Source organism: Streptomyces sp. JH002, assembly GCF_050916115.1.
Lineage (GTDB): Bacteria > Actinomycetota > Actinomycetes > Streptomycetales > Streptomycetaceae > Streptomyces > Streptomyces xiamenensis.
The window spans coordinates 6,087,750-6,106,229 of sequence record NZ_CP087989.1 but is presented as its reverse complement, the minus strand read 5'-3'; the positions used below and the strand labels follow the sequence as shown (position 1 = coordinate 6,106,229).

Below are 18,480 nucleotides of genomic sequence, written 5' to 3'. Positions count from 1 at the left end.
TCGATCTGCGTCGCAGTAAACGCTTGCGGAAAGGAAGTTCGGTATGACGGACGGCCCGATACGACTGACGCACGGCGCGCACGCCCGGCTGCGGCCGGCCGACGACGCACGGATCACCGGCGGATTCTGGGCGGCGAGGCGGCGGACCAATGCCGCCGTCAGCATTCCGCAGGGCCCGGCGAAGCTGGAGGCGGCCGGAAATCTCGCCAATCTGCGGGCCGCGGCCGGTGGCACCGAGACGGCTTTCACCGGGGATTTCCCGTTCCAGGACTCCGATGTGCACAAATGGCTCGAAGCGGCGTCCTGGCAGCTGGCGCACGGCCCGGACGGGGAGCTGGAGCGGGAGGTGGACCGGTTGATCGCGCTGCTGGCCGCCGCCCAGGAACCCGACGGGTACCTCCAGACCTACTACCAGGTCAAGCACCCCGAACGCCGGTGGAAGGAGCTGGGCTGGGGCCACGAGCTGTACTGCGCGGGCCACCTCATCCAGGCCGCCGTCGCGCACCACCGGGCCACCGGACGCACCGCCCTGCTGGAGGTGGCGCTGCGGTTCGCCGCCCATATCGAGGCCACCTTCGGTGAAGGCCGGGCCGTGGACGCCGTGTGCGGGCACCCGGAGATCGAGACCGCCCTGGTGGAGCTGTACCGGGAGACCGGCGAGCGGCGCTGGCTCGACCTCGCCGCGTACTTCGTTGACCTGCGCGGCCACGGCTCGCTGGAGGCCGGCTTCCGGCGGGGCGGTGCGCCCACGCCCGGCTCCCCCTACTGGCAGGACCAGGAGCCGGTGCGCGAGGCGCGGACCGCCACCGGCCACGCAGTACGGCAGCTGTACCTGCTGGCCGGGGCCGCCGATCTGGCCACCGAGACCGGGGAGGCGGAACTGCGGGACGCCCTGGCGCGGCTGTGGACGGTGACGGCGGCCACCAAGACGTATCTGACCGGCGGGGTCGGCGCCCGCCACGAGGGCGAGGCTTTCGGCGAGGCGTACGAACTGCCGCCGGACCGGGCGTACGCGGAGACCTGCGCCGCCATCGCCTCCGTCCAGTTCAGCTGGCGGATGGCGCTGCTGACGGGAGAGGCACGCTACTCGGACCTGATCGAACGCACGCTGTACAACGGCTTCCTGTCCGGGGTGGGCCTGGACGGGGAGCACTGGCTGTACGTCAACCCGCTCCAGGTGCGCGAGGAGTACGAGTTCCGGCCCGGCGACCACACGGCGCGCCGCACGCCGTGGTTCCGGTGCGCCTGCTGCCCGCCCAATGTGATGCGGCTGCTCGCCTCGTTGCCGCACTACCTGGCCAGCGGCGACGGCACGGGCCTGCAACTGCACCAGTACGCGGCCGGTACGTACACGGCGGGCGGCGGCACGGTGACGGTGGCCGGTGACTATCCGTGGGACGGGCGGATCGCGATCACGGTGGACGAGGCACCGGCCGGCTCCTGGACGCTGGCGCTGCGCGTCCCGCCGTGGGCGGACCGCGTCCGGCTGGACGGCCGGACGCTGGAGCGACCGGACACCGGCTGGCTGCGTCTTGAGCGGGCCTGGTCGGCCGGGGAGCGGGTGGTGCTGGAGCTGCCGCTGGAGGTCCGCTTCACCCGGCCGGACCCGCGCGTCGACGCGTTGCGCGGCACCCTCGCGCTGGAGCGGGGGCCGCTGGTGTACTGCCTGGAGCAGACCGATCTGCCGCCGGGAGTACGCCTGGACGCGCTGACCCTGGATCCGGCGATCACCCCCGAGGCCGAACACCGGCCGGAACTGCTGGGCGGCGTCACGGTCCTGACGGCGGGCGGCCGGGCCCGCGCCGCCGGGTACCGCGAGGAGGGGTGGCCCTACGGAGCGGACGCACCGGAACCGGCGGGCGAACCGGTCGAACTGACGGCAGTGCCGTACTGCGCCTGGGCCAACCGCGCGGACGGCGCGATGCGGGTGTGGGTACCACGGGCGTGACGGGCACGCCGGAGGAAAGGACGGGAAGGCGCCTCCGACGGAGCGGGGCGGGGCGGGGCGGGCGACTGTTCGGGATGTCGGGCAGGGGTCGCGAAAGCCGTCCGTGGTGGCCGCGCTCGCTCGTGGGGCCCTTCCCAGGCCGGTGGGCCGCCATTACCGTAGGAAGCGCTTGCTGCCAGGTCAATGCGCCGACCGGTGCACCCGGGAGAGTGGGAATTCTCGCCGGACGGGGCCGGGAGAGTAGGAGTTCGCATGGTCCGTCCCGCAGCGACGGCCGCAGGGCCGACACTCGCCGTGATCGCCAGGGAGGCGGGGGTGTCGGTGCCCACCGCCTCCAAGGTCGCCAACGGGCGTGAGGACGTCTCCCCCGAGACCCGGCGGCGGGTCACCGAGGCGCTGGACCGGCTGGGCTATGTGCGCCGGCCCCGGATCACCGCCGGACGGGCCCCGGCGCTGGTCGATCTGGTGATGCATCAGCTGGATTCGCCGTGGTCGGGCGCGGTGCTGCACGGGGTGGAGGAGGCCGCGCACGAGGCAGGGGTGTCCGTGGTGGTCTCGGCCGCGCTGACCAGGACGCGTGGCGGCCGTCCCGAGCGCGGCTGGCTCGACCGGCTGCGCGCCAGGGGGTCGGCCGGGATGCTGTTCAATCTGGCCGAGCTGAGCACCGCCCAGTACACCTGGCTGGACCGGCACGGCATCCCGTTCGTGCTGATCGACCCGGTGCTCGAACCTCCGCCCGGGGTCCCCTCGGTGGGCGCCACCAACTGGCAGGGCGGGGTGAGTGCCACCGAGCATCTGATCGCCCTGGGACACCGGCGGATCGCGGTGATCGGCGGCTTCCGGCGCAAGCAGTGCAGCACGGCGCGGATGGCCGGCTACCGCTCGGCGATGGCGGCGGCCGGGCTGCGGGTACCGCCGGAGTACGTGAGGTACGGAGGGTTCTGCGAGGAGGGCGCCCGGCGGGAGATGGAACGGCTGCTGGCACTGCCCGAGCCGCCGACCGCCGTGTTCACCTGCTCCGATCCGATGGGGCTCGGCGCGTACCGGGCGCTGGCCGCGCGCGGGCTGCGGGTGCCGCGCGAGATGAGTGTGGTGTCCTTCGACGATCTGCCCCAGGCCCGCTGGGCGAGTCCGGGGCTGACCACGGTGCGCCAGCCGCTGGCCGAGATGGCGGGCACCGCGCTGCGGCTGCTGCTGCGGACGATGGCGGGCGACCGGCCGGAAGAAGTGCGTACCGAGCTGTCCACCCGCCTGGTGCTGCGCGACTCCACCGCGCCGCCCCGCACCCGTGCCGCCACCGGGGCACCGGCCTGACCGCCGTACCGGCCCTCCAGAGGCGAGTACGGCGGCCGGGCGGGTGCCGGGGTCAGCCGCGGACGCCCAGCAGGTGGTCCATCGCCAGCTGGTCCAGGGCCTCGAACGCCATGCCGCGCTCGGCGGCGGCGGTCGCGTCGAACTCCTCGAAGGCGCTCTTGTCGGCCAGCAGCGCGGCGGCGGTCTCCCCAGGCTCCAGCGTGGGCCTGGCCAGCTCGTCCAGGCGGGAGGCACGCAGCGCCTCGGCGACCTCCGGGTCGGCGCGGAAGGCGGCGGCCCGGTCCTTGAGGATCAGGTAGTTGCGCATGCAGCCGGCGGCCGAGGCCCACACACCGGAGATGTCCTCGGTGCGCGGCGGCTTGAAGTCGAAGTGCCGCGGGCCGGTGTAGTCGGACCGCTCCAGCAGGTCGACGAGCCAGAACGCGGCGCGGGTGTCGCCGGCGCCGAACCGCAGGTCCTGGTCGTACCTGGTGCCGTGCTGGCCGTTGAGGTCGATGTGGTAGAGCTTGCCCGCCCACAGCGCCTGGGCGATGCCGTGCGGGAAGTTGAGCCCGGCCATCTGCTCGTGGCCGACCTCGGGGTTGACGCCGAACAGCTCGGGTCGCTCCAGGCGCTCGATGAACGCGAGGGCGTGGCCGACGGTGGGCAGCAGGATGTCGCCGCGCGGCTCGTTGGGCTTGGGCTCGATGGCGAAGCGCAGGTCGTAGCCCTGCTCGGTGACGTAGTCGCCGAGCAGGTCGAAGGCCTCCTTCATCCGGTCCAGGGCGTCGCGGACGTCCTTGGCCCCGCCGGACTCGGCGCCCTCGCGCCCGCCCCAGGCGACGTAGGTCTGGGCGCCCAGTTCGACGGCGAGGTCGATGTTGCGGATGGTCTTGCGCAGGGCGTAGCGGCGCACGTCGCGGTCGTTGGCGGTGAAGCCGCCGTCCTTGAAGACGGGGTGGGTGAAGAGGTTGGTGGTGGCCATCGGGACCTTCATCCCGGTGGCCTCCAGGGCGGCCTTGAAGCGCTTGACGATGGCGTCGCGCTCGGTCTCGGTGGCGTCGAAGGGGATGAGGTCGTTGTCGTGGAAGGTCACGCCGTGCGCGCCCAGCTCGGCGAGCCGGTGGACGGACTCGACCGGGTCCAGGGCGGGGCGGGTGGCGTCCCCGAACGGGTCGTTGCCGCGCCAGCCGACGGTCCACAGACCGAAGGTGAACCTGTCGTCGGGGGTGGGCTGGTAAGACATCGCGGCTCCTCGGCGTGTGCTGCGGCTATTCGTCATGTCCGTTGACAAATTAGTATGCCCCTGCCCCGGAGTGGAAGCCCCCGGCCGCCACCATCGGCGCCGGGCGACGGAAGGACGCGATCATGGCCGCACCCGATGGACCCCTCGTGGTGGGCGTGGATTCCTCCACGCAGTCCACCAAGGCGCTCGTGGTGGACGCCGCCACCGGCACGGTGGTGGCGCGCGGCCAGGCGCCGCACGTCGTCACCGCGGAGGGCGACAGCGACCCCGAGCAGTGGTGGCAGGCGCTGGGCGAGGCCCTGGACCAGTGCGGTCCGGTGATACGGGAGGCCGCGGCGGTCTCGGTGGCCGGGCAGCAGCACGGCCTGGTGACGCTGGACGCGGACGGCCTCCCGGTGCGCAACGCGCTGCTGTGGAACGACACCCGTTCGGCTCCGCAGCGCGACCGGCTGGTCGAGGAGCTGGGCGGGGCGGCCTGGTGGGCGGAGCGCACCGGCAGCGTGCCGGCCACCTCCTTCACGGCCACCAAGTGGGCCTGGCTGCGCGAGCACGAGCCGCACGCGGCGGCCGCCACGCGGGCGGTGCGGCTGCCGCACGACTATCTGACCGGGCGGCTGACCGGGCAGGGGGTGAGCGGTGGCACCACCGATCGCGGTGACGCCTCGGGCAGCGGCTGGTGGTCCTCGGCGAGCGAGTCCTACGACGCGGAGATCCTGGCCCACATCGGCCTGGACCCCGCCGCGCTGCCGCGTGTGGTGGCGGCCGGTGAGCCGGCGGGGACGGTGCGGGCCGGGCTGCCGCTGCCCGAGGGCATCCTGGTGGCGGGCGGCACCGGCGACAACATGGCGGGCGCGCTGGGGCTCGGCCTGGCGCCCGGGCAGCCGGTCCTGAGCCTGGGCACCTCGGGCACGGTGTACGCGGTCTCCGAACGGCGGTCGGCGGACGGCAGCGGCGTGGTGGCCGGGTTCGCGGACGCGGGGCGGCACTGGCTGCCGCTGGCCTGCACGCTCAACTGCACGGTGGCCGTGGACCGGTTCGCGGCCCTGCTGGGCCGCGAGCGCGAGGCGGTGGAGAGCGGCGGCGAGGCCGTGGTGCTGCCGTTCCTCGACGGTGAGCGCACCCCGGACCTGCCGTACGCGAGCGGGCTGCTGACCGGCCTGCGGCACGACACGAGCGGCGGCCAGGTGCTGCAGGCGGCCTACGACGGGGCGGTGTTCGCCCTCCTGGAGGCGCTGGACCGGGTCCTGGACGAGGACGCCGACCCGGCGGCGCCGATCCTGCTGATCGGCGGCGGAGCGCGCGGGGTGGCCTGGCGCGAGACGGTCCGCCGGCTGTCCGGGCGTCCGGTCGTCGTCCCCCGGGCCCAGGAACTGGTCGCCCTGGGCGCGGCGGCACAGGCCGCGGGCCTGCTGCTGGGCCGCGAGGCGGCGGCGGTGGCCCGGGAGTGGGACACCGCGCAGGGCCCGGCGTACGCGGCGGTGGAGCGCGACGAGGCGGCGCTGGAGCGGCTGTCGGCGACGCTGCGTGACGCGGGTCCGCTGCTGGGCCGCCCTTGAGCGGCACCGGGAGCGGTGCGGGGCGGGTGGCGGGCGTCCGCGGCGGTTCGCCGCCCGTTCCGGCCACCCGCGCCGCTCGCGGCACCGGGGACCGCCCGCGGGCTCCGTTCGCCGCCCCGCTCCCCCATCCGTCGATCCTGGCCCAGGAGGTCCGTTGACGCCCAGATCCCCGCAGTCCCAGGCGCAGTTGCGGCAGCACAACCTCTCGCGGGTGCTGCACTCCCTCGCCGACCAGGGAGCGCTGTCGCGCGCGGAAGTGGCCGGGCGGATCGGGCTGACCAGAGCGGCGGTGTCCACGCTGGTGGACGAGTTGCTGCGGGGCGGGCTGCTCAGCGAGCGCGGTCCCGGCCGGTCCGGGTCGGTGGGGCGCCCGGGCAGCCAACTCCTGCTCGCGAACCGGGGGCCGTGCGGGTTCGGGGCCGAGATCGGGGTCGATCACCTGACGGTGTGTGCGATGGATCTGCGCGGTACGGTGCGGGCCCGCCTGGAGCGGCGGCTGCGGCCGGCGGGCAGCGATCCGGAGCCGGTGCTGGCCGAACTGGCCACGCTGCTGGAGGCGCTGGCCGCCGAGGCCGGCGCGCTCGGCCTGTGGCCGGCGGGGCTGGCGGTGGCGGTGCCGGGGCTGGTGGCCCGGGGCACCGCGACGGTCACCCGCGCGCCCAACCTGGGGTGGAGCGAGGTGGATCTCGCGCCGCTGCTGCCGTCGGGACCGTTCCCGCTGAGGGTCGACAACGAGGCCAACTACGGGGCGCTGGCCGAGTTGTGGGGGGATCCGGGCGCGGACGGGCCCGGCAGCTTCGTCCATGTGTCCGCCCGGATCGGGATCGGGGCCGCGATCGTGGTCGACGGGGCCGTGCTGCGCGGTGCACACGGTTTCGCGGGCGAGTTGGGCCATGTTCCGGTGCGGCCCGGTGGGCCGCTGTGCTCGTGCGGCGCCCGGGGCTGCCTGGAGACCTATGCCGGAGAGGCGGCGCTGTTGCGCGCCGCGGGGCTGGACCTCCGGGGCGATCCCGGGGAGCGTACCGGTGAACTGGCCGACCGCTGCACGGCGCAGGACCCGGCCGCGCTGCGGGCGGTGCGGCAGGCGGGTACGGCACTGGGCATCGCGCTGTCGGGGGCGGTCAATCTGCTGGATCCGCAGCGGGTGGTGATCGGCGGTTCGCTGGCGCGGCTCACACCCTGGCTGCTGCCGCCGGTCCGCCGGGAACTGGCGCGCCGCACCATGCTGACGGCGGGCGGCCGTACCACCGAGACGCCGGTGACCGGTTCGCTGATCGGCCCGGCGGGGCCGCTGTTGGGAGCGGCGCGCAGCGCGGTGCGGGGCGCGCTGGATACGCCCGCCCGGCTGCTGGCGCCGCCCGGGGACGGTCGGATGGCCTGATGAGGCGGCGTTCAGAGGCAGTTCGGGGTCGCGTGAGCGTGCCGCGCCGCATCATGCGCCCCTGAACCGTTTTTCATCACATCAGGCGAAAACATGGTCTCGGCCGTGCGACCTCGCGGACGCCCCGCGCACAATCGCCCCCGTGACCACTGGGCAGCAAATGCGACGCGGCGCGGTCGGTGTCGGGTGCGCGTTCCTCGTGCTGGCCGCCGCCTCGGGGGCGGCCGCCAAGACGCCGGGGCCGGAGCCGTTCGGCCCCGGCTCCGATCTCAGCCTGACCATCGAGGCGGACGGCCCTGGTGGCTCCGCCTCCGTGGTGATCCGGGCCGGCGGTCGCTGCGGGTGTTCCTCGGTGTCGGTGAGCGCGTCGCGCGGCGGCTCGTCCGTGGTGATCTCCGACGGGATCTGTCTCCCGCCCGAGCCTCCGGAGCCCACCGAGCCACCGACGCCGCCCGTGCCCGAACCGCCCGCGCCACCCGAGCCCTCCGAACCGGTGCCGCCACCGGCGCCCGAGCCGGAACCCGAGCCCGAGCCGGAGCCGGAACCCGAGCCGGAGGCCGTTCCCCCGGCGCCGGCCCCCGAACCGCCACCGGCGACCGCCCCGCCGCCGGCGCCCGAGCCGGAACCCGCACCCCGGCCGGCCCCCGAGCCGGAACCCGAACCCGAGCCGGAATCCGCGCCGGTGCAGATCGTCGCCGGGCCGCCCCCGGCCGGCCCGGACCGGCCCGACCACGGCATGCCGATGACCACCCGCACCCTGCTCATCCTCGCCCCCGCTGTGCTGGCCGCCGCGATCCTTCGCCCGCGGACCCGGCCGGGCGCGCGCGGCACCTCCTAGGAGACCCGATTGTCCGACTGGTTCACTCTCCTGCTCCTGATCATCGCCACCTGCGCGGTGATCTTCGTGATCGTGCAGCTGCGGCACCGCCGCGCGACCGTCCACGATCAAGCGGCCGATCCGTCCGAAACCCCGGACGTGATCGAGTACATGACGATGATGGTGGGCGTGGTGTACGCCATCGTGCTCGGACTGGCCATCGCCGGTGTCTGGGAGGAACGCGGCGCGGCCGAGGAATGGGTGCGCCAGGAGGCCCAGGCGCTGCACGAACTCGGCGAGCGCGCCCAGGCGTTCCCCGCCGCGAGCCAGGAGGGCGTACGGGAGTCCGTGGAGGCGTACGTCGGTTACACGGTCGACGAGGAGTGGCCGTACATGATCGACAACGAGGGGCTGAGCGAGGAGGGCGATCTGCTGTTCGCCGCGGTGCGGCAGAGCGTGGCCGCGCTGGAGCCATTCACGGCGCCGGAGAGCTACGCGTACGAGGGCATGCACCATCAGCTGGCGACCGCCTCGGAGGCGCGCACCTCCCGGGGGATGAGCGCGGAGTCCACGCTGCCGGGCGTGGTGTGGCTGGGGCTGATCACCGGGGCCGTCGTGGTGGTGGGGATGCTGTTCGCGCTCCAGATCCGGCGCACCGGGCGCGAATTGCTGCTGGCGGGGCTCTTCAGCGCACTGATCGTGTTCCTGCTGTACCTCATCTGGCATTTCGACGCCCCGTTCGCCCGTGGGCTCTCCGACTCGACGGAGGCGTTCCGCACCCTCTTCCCGCAGGTACTGCCCGATGAGTAACTCCATTCGCTTTTCGTGTACTTGACACGATGTCGGCTTAGCTCGGGGCACCTTCGCGGGGCTGGTGGGGCGCGGTTAGTCTGACCCGCACGTGCTGAGGGATGGAGAACCGCGATGTCACACGAGAACACCGCCTCCGAGCAGGGCAAGTCCACTTTCATCGATACCAGCAAGCCGAGCATCGCACGGGTGTACGACGCCGTTCTCGGTGGCAAGGACCATTACGACGTCGACCGGGTCGTCGCCGACCAGGTGCGCGTCACCATGCCGCACATCGGCGACGTGGGTCAGTACAACCGGCAGATCCTGGGCCGGATCGTCCGGTATCTGGCCGCCGAGGCCGGCATACGCCAGTTCATCGACCTCGGCGCGGGGCTGCCGACCCTGGAGAACACCCACCAGGTGGCGCAGCGGCACGCCCCCGAGGCGCGCGTGGTCTACGTCGACAACGACCCGATCGTGCTCGCCCACGGCCAGGCGCTGCTCCAGGTCGATGACCAGACGGCCGTGGTCACGGCGGACCTGCGCGATCCGCAGGGGGTGCTCGGCCACCCCGACGTGCGGCGGCTGATCGACTTCTCGCAGCCGGTCGGGGTGCTGCTGATCGGCATCCTGCACCACCTGCACGACGACGAGGACCCCAAGGGGATCGTCCAGTCGTACATGTCGGCGGTGCCGTCCGGCAGTTACCTGGCCATCACCTGCTTCAGCGACACGGGCCCGGAGGCCCGCGCCGTGGAGGAGACGATGCTGGAGTTCCTGGGCACCGGCCGGTTCCGCACGATGGCGGAGATCGAGGACTACTTCGAGGGGTACGACCTCCAGGAGCCCGGCGTGGTGGCCCTGCCGCAATGGCGCCCCGAGCAGCCGGTCGACGAGCCGCTGAGCGTGGCGCAGCGGCTGATGAGCGGCGGCATCGCGTACAAGAAGTAGGACCGCGGGTTCAGGCCGCGCCGCCGGGCAGAGCGGCGAGCGCGGCCAGCCGCCGGTAGGAGTCGAGGCGGTCGGCCGGATCGTGGGTGTTGAGCGTGACCAGCACCTCGTCCGCGCCGGTCCGCGCGATCAGCGCGTCGAGCCGCGCGGCCATCGCGGGCGCGTCCCCGTACAGCTGACCGGCCCTGGTCTGCTCGACGTAGCCGCGCTCGCGCTCGGTCATCGAGCGGGCGGCGATCTCCCGGGGCGGGTCCAGCGGCGGGAAGACCCCGTCGATCCGCGAGCGGGCGGTGGCCCACGCCTCGGGGAGCTGGAGCAGTGCCGCCTCCTCGTGGGTCGCGGCGACGGCGGCGTTGACGGCGAGCAGGACGTACGGCCGCGGCTGCTGGGCGGAGGGCCGGAAGCCGGCCCGGTAGCGCTCCAGCGCGGCCACGGTCCGGTCGGTGTCGGCGTGCAGGGCCATCACCACGGGCAGCCCGTGGGCGGCGGCGATCTCCGCGCCGGAGCCGACCGCCAGCAGATGGGCCGGGACCCGCAGCCCCTGGGAGGGCATCGCGGTCAGGACCGCACCGTCGGTGGGGATCTCCCCGAAGTAGCTCAGCAGCTCGGTGAGTTGTTCGTCGAAGCGGTCGGCGGCCGACTTGTCGACACCGAGGGCGCGGCGGACCGGCCCGGTGAAGCCGACCGAGCGGCCGAGCCCCATGTCGATGCGGCCCGGGAAGAGCGCCTCCAGCACGCCGAACTGCTCGGCGACCACCAGCGGCCGGTGGTTGGGGAGCATCACCCCGCCCGTCCCGACCCTGATGCGGGAGGTGGCGGCCGCCACGGCCGCGGCCAGCACGGTGGGCGCGGAGCCGGCGATGCCCGGCACCGCGTGGTGTTCCGCGACCCAGAACCGCCGGTAGCCGAGCCGTTCGATCTCCGCCGCGAACTCCACCGTCTCCCGCAGCGCCCCGGCGGCACTCTGCCCGCGCCTGATCAGCGCCCGGTCCAGTACCGACCAGCGCACCGTCCTCGTTGTCGCATCCACACCAGATGCAACAGCGGTGGGCGCTCAGGATTCCCGGTCGATGACGCCGGCGTCCTGGGCGAGCAGCGCGATCTGCACCCGGTTGTTCAGGTCCAGCTTGGTGAGGACGCGGGAGACGTACGCCTTGACGGTGGGGACGCTCAGATACAGGGCGGCGGCGATCTCGGCGTTGGACAGTCCGCGGCCCACCGCGACGGCGACCTCCCGTTCGCGCTCCGCGAGGGAGTCCAGCCGGCGGCGGGCGCGGCGGGTGTCGCGTCCGGCGCTGGTGAGGGTGCCGATCAGCCGCCGGGTGACGGCCGGGGAGAGCACCGGGTCACCGGCCGCGACCCGGCGTACCGCCTCAACGATCTCGGCGGGCGGGGTGTCCTTGAGGACGTAGCCGGCCGCCCCGGCGCGCAGCGCCCGCAGCACCTGGTCATCGGCGTGGAAGGTGGTCAGCACCACCACCTCGGGCGGGTCGGGCGCGGCGCGCAGGGCCTCGGTGGCGGTGAGCCCGTCCGTCCCCGGCATCCTGATGTCCATCAGCACCACGTCGGGCGCCAGCCGCGCCACCAGCGCGCCGACCTCCGCACCGTCCGCCGCCTCCCCCACCACCCGCAGGTCGGGGGCGGCGCCGAGCATCAGCCGCAGCCCGGCACGGACCAGCGGATCATCGTCCACGAGGAGTACCCGGATCGTCATGGGGGCCACGGTAGCCAGGCGTGCAGCCGGAAGTGTCCCCGGTCCCGGCCGGCCTCGATCCGGCCGCCCGCGAGCGCCACGCGTTCGCGCAGTCCCGTCAGGCCGCGCCCCGATCCCGGGATCAGCCGGGCGCCGGGGCGTTGCGGGGCGCCGAGCGGGTTGCGGATCTCGACGGTGACGCCGGTGCCGCGGGCGCCGTCCACCGTGACGGTGGTCTCGGCGCCGGGGGCGTGCTTGCGGGCGTTGGTGAGCCCTTCCTGGACGATCCGGTACACCGTGCGTCCGGTGTTCTCCGGCAGGGCGTCGGCGTCGGGTGGGGCCAGCCGCTGGTCCAGGGTGACGCGGGCACCGGCCAGCCGGGACTCCTCGGCCAGCCGCGGCAGTTCGCGGTGGGTGGGCTGGGGGCGGGTGCCTTCGGTGCCCGGTTCCTCCCCGGGGGCGGCGCGCAGCACGCCGATGACGTCGCGCAGTTCCTCCAGGGCCTGGTGGGCGGATGACCGGATCACCCCGGCGGCCCGCCGCACGTCCTGCGGTGAGGCCCCCGCGGCGTACTCCAGGGCGCCCGCGTGCACGCTGAGCAGCGAGAGCCGGTGGGCGAGGACGTCGTGCATCTCGCGGGCGATGCTCTCCCGGGTGGCGCGCTGGGCCTGCTCGTAGAGGGTGGCGATCAGCCGGCGCCGGTACCGTACGGTCATCCCCCAGCTGATGACGGCGGTCATCGCCACCAGCGACGCGGCGAGGGCCAGTTCGTCCGGGACCTGCGACTCGGGGCGCAGCGCCAGCCCGATGGGGCGCAGGAGGAGCTGGATGCCGACCAGCAGGGCCACCGCGCGGGGCCGGCAGTGGACGGCGGCGGTGAACAGCGCCACCCACAGCGGGCCGCCCATGAAGTGCGAGAAGGCGCTCAGCACGACGAGGACGAGGGCGAGCGCGAAGGGGTGGCGGCGGCGCAGCCACAGGGCGGCGCAGGCCCCGGCGGCCGCGATCTGGTCGAGCACCAGCAGCCAGTGCGGATGGCGCACCTCGCCGAAGAGCACCCCGGAGGTGAGCACGGAGAAGCAGGCGGCGACGGCGATGGCGGTGATGTCGACGATCCAGTCGCGTCTGCTGCGGGTGACCATGCTCCGACGGTAGCGGGCGGGCCGGGGCGGCCGGCGGGGCCGCCGGGAGTGCGGTACCAAAGTCGGGCCGGGGGATACCTTCGGCGGCTGCCCGTCGGCGGTGGCCGGGGTGAGGGTGGTGGCATGAGGAGTCTGCTGGGGGCCGTGGGCGTGCTGCTGGTGCTGAACGGGGCGGCCGGGCTGGCCCATGAGGCGAGCGGCCGGTGCGGGGCGTGGTCGCTGGTGCACCGGATCGCGGGACCGCTGGAGGGGATGGAGATCTTCGCGAACCTCGTGCTGATCGTGCTGGGGATCGTGGTGTGCGCGCGTGCCGGATGGCTCAGGCGGCCGGGGTGAGCGGGAGCGGGAAGTCCTCGACCCGGTCGCACCAGCGGCGCAGCAGCACCCGGTCGTGGCCGACCGCGAGCAGCGCGGCGCCGGTCTCGCGCCGGTAGTCCTCGACGACGGCCACCAGCGCGGCGGTGGTGGAGGCGTCCAGCATCGCCGTCATCTCGTCGCAGATCAGCAGGGCGGGGCGCAGGACGAGGGCGCGCGCCAGGCAGGCACGCTGCAGTTGTCCGTCGCTGACCTGGTGGGGGTGGCGGTGCAGCAGTTCGGTGCCGAGTCCGGTGGCGTCGGCGAGGGCGGCGACGCGGTCGGGCAGCGCGGCGGTGTCGGCGGTGGCGCGCAGCGGTTCGGCGATCAGGTCGTGGAGGGTGAGACGGGGGTCGGCGGCCTGCCGGGGCTGCTGGAAGACGACGCCGACGCGGGTGCGCAGGGCGCGCGGGGCGCGGTGCCGGAAGCCGGTGGCCGGCTGTCCGGCCAGGTGCACGGTGCCGGAGCGGGGGCGGTGCAGCAGGGCGGCGACGCGGGCCAGGGTGGATTTGCCGCAGCCGGAGGGGCCGAGCAGACCCACCGCCTCGCCGTCCGCGACCCGCAGCGAGACGTCGCGGACGACCGGGGGGCGGCGCTCGTAACCGGCGGTGATCGCGGTGAGGTCGAGCGCGGGTACGGGTACGGCGGGGGTCGGTGCCGTGGGGTCAGGCATCGGCGGGCTCCGGGAGGTGGTGGCAGGCCGTGCCCTCGATCAGCTCGGGCTGTTCGGCGCACAGGGCGGTGGCACGGGCGCAGCGCGGGGCGAAGGCGCAGCCCCCGGGCAGGGCGTCGAGCCCCGGGGGTTGTCCCGGGATGGGGGTGAAGTCCCGTTCCGGCAGGGCGCCCAGCAATCCGGCGGCGTACGGGTGGCGGGGGCCGGGCGTGCCGAAGAAGCCGGCCGCCGGGGTGAGTTCGACGATGCGGCCGGCGTACATGACGGCGACCCGGTCGGCGACGCGTTCGGCTGCGGCCAGGTCGTGGGTGATGACGAGCAGGCCGCGTCCGTCGTCGGTGTGGCGGCGCAGTTCGCCGACGGTGCGGGCGACGAGGTCGCGGTCGAGCCCCGTGGTGGGTTCGTCGGCGATGAGCAGCGGGGCGTCACCGACCAGGGCGAGGGCGGTGGCGGCGCGCTGGGCGAGGCCGCCGGAGAGCTGGTGCGGGTAGCGGTCGAGGTGGTCGGCGGGGAAGGCGGCGCGGGCGGCCGCCGCCTCGGTGGCGGCGGCGAGGGCGGTGCCGCGGGTGCCGTGCAGCGCGCGGATGGTCTCGCGCAGGTGGGAGCGCACGGTGCGCACCGGGGTGAGGTGGTCGGCCGGGCTCTGCGGCACCAGGCCCAGCCGGCGTCCCCGTACCGTACGGGCGAGGGTGCGCTCGTCGGCTGCCAGCAGGTCCAGCGGCCGGGCACCGCTCCCGGGGGCCGCCGGGTCCGGGGCGAGGAGGGCGCTGCCCCGGGTGCGGGCGTTGCCGGGCAGCAGCCCCAGGAGGGCGCCTGCGAGGACGGATTTGCCGCAGCCGCTCTCCCCCACCAGGGCCAGGCACTCCCCCGCGGCGAGGTCGAAGGAGACGTCATCGACGGCGGCGATGTCTGCCCCGCCGGGCATCAGGAAGCGCACCGACAGCCGGCGTACGGACAGCAGAGGGGTGGTCACAGCACCAGCTCCGATCGGCGGCGCGGGTTGATCCGCTCCCGCCACACGCCGGCCAGTCCGGCGATGGCGAGGGTGGGCACGATGATGAACAGCCCCGGGAAAAGGGTGGGCCACCACTCCCCGGTGAGCAGGGAACCACGCGCGCCGTTGATCATGGTGCCCAGGCTCGCCTGGTGGGCGGGGATGCCCAGGCCGAGGAAGGACAGCGCTGATTCGTGCCAGATGGCGTGCGGCACCATCAGCACGGCGGCGAGCCCGGCCTGGGGCAGGACGGCGGGCACCAGGTGGCGGCGGGCGACCCGCAGGCGGGAGGCGCCGCCGGAGATGGCCGCGTCGATGTAGGGGCGTGAGCGCAGCGACAGCACCTCGGCCCGCACGATGCGGGCGGTGGAGACCCAGTGGGTGAGGCCCACCGAGGCGACCACGGGCCAGATCCCGGGGCGGAACATCGCGACGATGAAGATGCCCATGAGCAGGTGCGGCACGGCGGTGAAGGTGTCCACGGCACGCATCACGAGGCGGTCGGTGCGCCCGCCGAGGGCTCCGGCGGCGGCGCCGACGAGCAGGCCGAGCACCGAGGCGACGAGGGCGGCGGTGATACCGACCAGCAGGGACACGCGCAGTCCGTGGACGGAGCGCAGCAGGATGTCGCGGCCCACCTCGTCGGTGCCGAAGGGGTGGTCGGCGGAGGGTGCCAGCAGCTTGGCGGTCAGGTCCACGGCCTGCTGGTCGAGCGGGGCGAACAGCGGGACGAGCAGGGCGGCCGCGCCCGCGGCGGCGGCCAGCACGCCGGCGGACCAGACGCGTACGGTGCGGGTGCCGCGCCGCCGGGCGGTGGCGGCGGGTTCCCGCCAGGGCAGGTCGGTGTGGGTGTCGGTCATGGCGGGGTCACATCTCGTCGTGGTCGACGCGCGGGTCGGCCAGCCCGTACAGGAGGTCGGCGAGCAGGTTGCCGGCCAGGACGGCGAGCGCCGAGATCACGGTGAGCGCGGCCAGCAGCGGGAAGTCGGCGGCGGTGGCGGCCCGTACGGTCGCCGAGGCCATGCCGGGCCAGCTGAAGACGGTCTCCACCAGCAGGGCGCCGGTGATGAGTTCGGGCACGCGGGTGCCGATGAGGGTGAGGACGGGGAGCAGGCCGGAGCGCAGGGCGTGGCCGAGCAGCACGGTGCGTTCTCCGATGCCGCGGGCGCGGGCGCCGCGTACCGGGTCCTCGCCGAGCGCGTCCAGGACACCCTGCCGGGTGTAGAGGACGAACCACGGCAGTTGGGAGATGGCGAGCACGGCGACGGGCAGCACCAGGTGGCGGGCGACGGCGCCCGCGGTGACCGTGTCCGAGCCGGTGTCGGTGAGGCCGCCGGCCGGCAGCACGCCGAGCTGGAGGGCGAAGAACCAGATGGCGAGGAGCGCGAGCCAGAAGGGCGGGGCGGCCTGCAGGACGTAGCTCAGGGAGCTGACGCAGCGGTCGAGGACGGAGCCGGGGCGGCGGGCCGCGAGGACGCCGAGCGCGGTGCCCAGGGTGAGGGAGATGACGAACGCGGTGCCGCACAGCAGCAGGGACCAGCCGGCGCGTTCGGCGATGACCTGAGTGACGGGCTGGCGCAGGGTCAGGGACTGGCCGAGGTCGCCGGTGAGGGCGGAGCGCAGCCAGGCCCACCACTGTTCGGCGAAGCCGCCGGAGGCTGCGAGGTTCGCGCGCAGGGTGTCGAGGGTGTCCTGGGAGGCGCCGAGGGCGTCGGAGCCGACGTACTGGCGTACCGGGTCGAAGGGCGAGGCGGCGGCGACGGCGAACATGCCGAGCGTGACCACGGCGAGGACCGGGACGGCGGCCAGCGCGCGGCGGCCGGCGAGCCGGGCCATGGCGGCCCAGGGCGGCCCGGAACGGCCAGTGCCCGTACCGCGCGCGCGGCCGGTACGGGCCCGGGCCCCGGTGCCGGCGGTGGTCACGGACGGATCGTCCATTCCTCGACGTTCCACCAGGGGCCGTGGCCGAGTCCGTGGTCGTGCGGTTCGACCTGGGTGGTGACGTTCTCCCAGGCGTCCTTCATCACGTACATGTGGTCGATGTGGGTGAGGAAGGTGTAGCCGGGGTCGGCGGCGAACTCGCGCTGTACGGCGTCGTAGGCGGCGGACCGTTCGGCGGGGTCGGCGCTGCGGCGGCCGAGGTCGAGCTGTGCGTCGACGGCGGGGTTGTCGTAGTGGCCCATGTTGTTCCAGCCGTCGCCGGCCAGTGAGGAGGCCAGCAGTCCGTACAGCTCGAAGTCGGGGTCGGCGGGGTCGCCGCCGCCGGAGAGCACGGCGTCGGTGGCCAGGCGGCCCTCGATGACCTCCCAGGAACCGGACTCCACGGTGATGTCGACGCCGATCTCCCTGGCGTCCGAGGCGTAGGCGAGGGCGTGTTCCTGGCGCAGCCGGTCGCCGGCCGGGTACCACAGGGTGAAGGCGGCGCGCTGTCCGTCCTTGGCGCGGATGCCGTCACCGCCCGCCTCCCAGCCGCCCTCCTCCAGCAGCCGGGCTGCGGCCTCGGGGTCGTACGGGCGCTCGGTGCCCCGCGCGAACCAGTCGCTGGCGGTGGGAACCGGGCCGTACGCGGCGTGGCCGGCCCCGGTGAGGATGCTGTCGACCATCAGTTCGCGGTTGGCGGCCAGGTCGAGGGCGCGGCGGATGTCGCGGTCGCCGGTGACGGGGTGGCCGGTGGGCAGGGTGACGGCGCGGAAGTCGGCGCTCTCGGCCTGGAGGGTGGTGAGGCCGGGCTCGCCGTCGAAGGTGGCGGCGAGGTTGGGGGGCAGGACGGCGGCGTCGAGGTCCCCGGTGCGCAGCCGGGTGGCGCGGACGTCGTCGTCGGGGATGACGGCCATGGTGAGCCGGGTGATGTCGGGTGCTCCGCCCCAGTAGTCGGGGTTCGCCTCGAAGGTGAGGCGTTCGCCCCTGGTCCAGCCGGTCAGCAGGTAGGGGCCGGTGCCGATGGGGTCGGTGTTGTACGGGCCGGTGTTGATGTCCTGGCCGGCGGCGGCGTGGGCGGCGGCGATGGGCAGCACGGTGCGCTCGGCGAACGGCGCGTAGGGGTAGCCGAGGGTGAAGACGACGGTGTGCTCGTCGGGGGCCTCGACCGACTCCACGGCGTCGAGTTCGTCCTTGTTGGGGTTGAGGGTGGTGTCGTCGAGGATCGTCTCGTAGGTGAAGACGACATCCTCGGCGGTGAAGGGCTTGCCGTCGCTGAAGGTGATGTCCTCGCGCAGCGGATAGGTGTAGGTGAGTCCGTCGTCGCTGACCTCGGGGAGGGTGGCGGCGAGGGCCGGCTGGAGGTTCATTCCGGCGTCGCGGCGCAGCAGGCCGTCGAAGATCTTGGAGTTCCCGTCCTTGCCGTAGCCGAGCAGCGGGCTGAGGGTGTCGGGCTCGTTCGCGATGCCGACGACCAGGGAGTCAGCGCCGCCCGGGGCACCGTCGTCGCCGTTGTCGCCTTGGGAGGGCGTGGAGCAGGCGGCGAGCGCCAGCAGTGAGCCGGCGGCGAGTGCCGCGACCGCCGTACGTACGGTCCGGGCCGTCATGTGCACCTTCTTCTGATCACCAGACGCTCCTGCAAAACGTTCGCAATTAAATCGCACGGGCAGGAGACGGGGAAGGGCGAGCCGGGTGACGGACATGACACCGCCCCCGGTGGATG

The 18,480-nt window shown here is 74.2% G+C and carries 17 protein-coding genes; 8 read left to right on the top strand and 9 right to left on the bottom strand.

The features are described 5' to 3' along the window. The first annotated feature begins 43 nt into the window (after positions 1-43). Both H7827_RS28070 and H7827_RS28065 read left to right on the top strand, forming a co-directional pair. Positions 44-1,948: a glycoside hydrolase family 127 protein gene (locus H7827_RS28070; RefSeq protein WP_432747819.1), complete on the top strand. Its 1,905-nt coding sequence runs from the start codon at positions 44-46 to the stop codon at positions 1,946-1,948. Positions 1,949-2,200: 252 nt separating this feature from the next. Beyond that, positions 2,201-3,262, top strand: coding sequence for a LacI family DNA-binding transcriptional regulator (locus H7827_RS28065; protein WP_432747818.1), 1,062 nt, complete (start codon positions 2,201-2,203; stop codon positions 3,260-3,262). Positions 3,263-3,314: 52 nt separating this feature from the next. On the opposite strand, the gene xylA is transcribed toward H7827_RS28065, so the two are convergent. Further along, positions 3,315-4,487: a xylose isomerase gene (xylA, locus tag H7827_RS28060; protein ID WP_432747817.1), complete on the bottom strand. Its 1,173-nt coding sequence runs from the start codon at positions 4,485-4,487 to the stop codon at positions 3,315-3,317. 122 nt (positions 4,488-4,609) lie between these two features. On the opposite strand from xylA, the gene xylB reads away from it, so the two are divergent. The 5 genes from xylB (at position 4,610) to H7827_RS28035 (ending at position 9,984) form a co-directional block, all read left to right on the top strand. Then, positions 4,610-6,043: a xylulokinase gene (gene xylB, locus H7827_RS28055; RefSeq protein ID WP_432747816.1), complete on the top strand. Its 1,434-nt coding sequence runs from the start codon at positions 4,610-4,612 to the stop codon at positions 6,041-6,043. A 154-nt stretch (positions 6,044-6,197) separates the two neighbouring features. Then, positions 6,198-7,424 carry an ROK family protein gene (locus H7827_RS28050; protein ID WP_432747815.1) on the top strand — a complete coding sequence of 409 codons (1,227 nt, stop codon included), beginning with the start codon at positions 6,198-6,200 and terminating at the stop codon, positions 7,422-7,424. A 142-nt stretch (positions 7,425-7,566) separates the two neighbouring features. Next, on the top strand, positions 7,567-8,262 hold the full coding sequence (locus H7827_RS28045; RefSeq protein WP_432747814.1) for a hypothetical protein: 696 nt from the start codon (positions 7,567-7,569) through the stop codon (positions 8,260-8,262). Between the two features lie 9 nt (positions 8,263-8,271). Beyond that, positions 8,272-9,051, top strand: coding sequence for a DUF4239 domain-containing protein (locus H7827_RS28040; RefSeq protein ID WP_262834330.1), 780 nt, complete (start codon positions 8,272-8,274; stop codon positions 9,049-9,051). Between the two features lie 114 nt (positions 9,052-9,165). Next, a complete protein-coding gene (locus tag H7827_RS28035) occupies positions 9,166-9,984 on the top strand; it encodes an SAM-dependent methyltransferase (RefSeq protein WP_386539759.1) in 819 nt (272 codons plus the stop codon). 10 nt (positions 9,985-9,994) lie between these two features. On the opposite strand, the gene H7827_RS28030 is transcribed toward H7827_RS28035, so the two are convergent. From H7827_RS28030 to H7827_RS28020, 3 genes are read right to left on the bottom strand one after another with little or no spacing between them, the layout of a single operon-like run. Further along, positions 9,995-10,993, bottom strand: coding sequence for an MsnO8 family LLM class oxidoreductase (locus H7827_RS28030; protein WP_432747812.1), 999 nt, complete (start codon positions 10,991-10,993; stop codon positions 9,995-9,997). A 45-nt stretch (positions 10,994-11,038) separates the two neighbouring features. Then, a complete protein-coding gene (locus H7827_RS28025) occupies positions 11,039-11,698 on the bottom strand; it encodes a response regulator (protein ID WP_432747811.1) in 660 nt (219 codons plus the stop codon). Beyond that, complete coding sequence (locus H7827_RS28020; RefSeq protein ID WP_432747810.1) at positions 11,695-12,819, bottom strand: sensor histidine kinase; 1,125 nt, start codon at positions 12,817-12,819, stop codon at positions 11,695-11,697. Before H7827_RS28020 ends, H7827_RS28025 begins: the two co-directional genes overlap by 4 nt. A 123-nt stretch (positions 12,820-12,942) precedes the next feature. Between H7827_RS28020 and H7827_RS28015 the strand changes: the two genes are divergently transcribed. Beyond that, positions 12,943-13,155, top strand: a complete 213-nt coding sequence (locus tag H7827_RS28015) for a hypothetical protein (RefSeq protein ID WP_432747809.1) — start codon at positions 12,943-12,945, stop codon at positions 13,153-13,155. On the opposite strand, the gene H7827_RS28010 is transcribed toward H7827_RS28015, so the two are convergent. The 5 genes from H7827_RS28010 to H7827_RS27990 form a co-directional block, all read right to left on the bottom strand. Next, on the bottom strand, positions 13,139-13,846 hold the full coding sequence (locus H7827_RS28010; RefSeq protein WP_432747808.1) for an ABC transporter ATP-binding protein: 708 nt from the start codon (positions 13,844-13,846) through the stop codon (positions 13,139-13,141). The two genes, H7827_RS28015 and H7827_RS28010, sit on opposite strands and share 17 nt — an antisense overlap. Continuing rightward, positions 13,839-14,771: an ABC transporter ATP-binding protein gene (locus H7827_RS28005; RefSeq protein ID WP_432748073.1), complete on the bottom strand. Its 933-nt coding sequence runs from the start codon at positions 14,769-14,771 to the stop codon at positions 13,839-13,841. Before H7827_RS28005 ends, H7827_RS28010 begins: the two co-directional genes overlap by 8 nt. Positions 14,772-14,815: 44 nt before the next feature. Next, positions 14,816-15,700: an ABC transporter permease gene (locus tag H7827_RS28000; RefSeq protein ID WP_432747807.1), complete on the bottom strand. Its 885-nt coding sequence runs from the start codon at positions 15,698-15,700 to the stop codon at positions 14,816-14,818. 7 nt (positions 15,701-15,707) lie between these two features. Beyond that, positions 15,708-16,676 carry an ABC transporter permease gene (locus H7827_RS27995; RefSeq protein WP_432748072.1) on the bottom strand — a complete coding sequence of 323 codons (969 nt, stop codon included), beginning with the start codon at positions 16,674-16,676 and terminating at the stop codon, positions 15,708-15,710. An 83-nt stretch (positions 16,677-16,759) separates the two neighbouring features. Further along, entirely contained in the window at positions 16,760-18,364 is a 1,605-nt protein-coding gene (locus H7827_RS27990) for an ABC transporter substrate-binding protein (protein WP_432747806.1), read from the bottom strand. Positions 18,365-18,480 lie beyond the last annotated feature (116 nt).

Bases quoted from the DNA above. Each gene is read 5' to 3' on its own strand.
- H7827_RS28065 (WP_432747818.1), top strand. From the start codon at position 2,201: ATGGTCCGTCCCGCAGCGACGGCCGCAGGGCCGACACTCGCCGTGATC.
- H7827_RS28000 (WP_432747807.1), bottom strand. From the start codon at position 15,700: ATGACCGACACCCACACCGACCTGCCCTGGCGGGAACCCGCCGCCACC.
- H7827_RS28070 (WP_432747819.1), top strand. From the start codon at position 44: ATGACGGACGGCCCGATACGACTGACGCACGGCGCGCACGCCCGGCTG.
- H7827_RS28020 (WP_432747810.1), bottom strand. From the start codon at position 12,819: ATGGTCACCCGCAGCAGACGCGACTGGATCGTCGACATCACCGCCATC.
- H7827_RS28010 (WP_432747808.1), bottom strand. From the start codon at position 13,846: ATGCCTGACCCCACGGCACCGACCCCCGCCGTACCCGTACCCGCGCTC.
- xylA (WP_432747817.1), bottom strand. From the start codon at position 4,487: ATGTCTTACCAGCCCACCCCCGACGACAGGTTCACCTTCGGTCTGTGG.
- H7827_RS27995 (WP_432748072.1), bottom strand. From the start codon at position 16,676: ATGGCCCGGCTCGCCGGCCGCCGCGCGCTGGCCGCCGTCCCGGTCCTC.
- xylB (WP_432747816.1), top strand. From the start codon at position 4,610: ATGGCCGCACCCGATGGACCCCTCGTGGTGGGCGTGGATTCCTCCACG.
- H7827_RS28015 (WP_432747809.1), top strand. From the start codon at position 12,943: ATGAGGAGTCTGCTGGGGGCCGTGGGCGTGCTGCTGGTGCTGAACGGG.
- H7827_RS28025 (WP_432747811.1), bottom strand. From the start codon at position 11,698: ATGACGATCCGGGTACTCCTCGTGGACGATGATCCGCTGGTCCGTGCC.
- H7827_RS28035 (WP_386539759.1), top strand. From the start codon at position 9,166: ATGTCACACGAGAACACCGCCTCCGAGCAGGGCAAGTCCACTTTCATC.
- H7827_RS27990 (WP_432747806.1), bottom strand. From the start codon at position 18,364: ATGACGGCCCGGACCGTACGTACGGCGGTCGCGGCACTCGCCGCCGGC.
- H7827_RS28005 (WP_432748073.1), bottom strand. From the start codon at position 14,771: ATGCCCGGCGGGGCAGACATCGCCGCCGTCGATGACGTCTCCTTCGAC.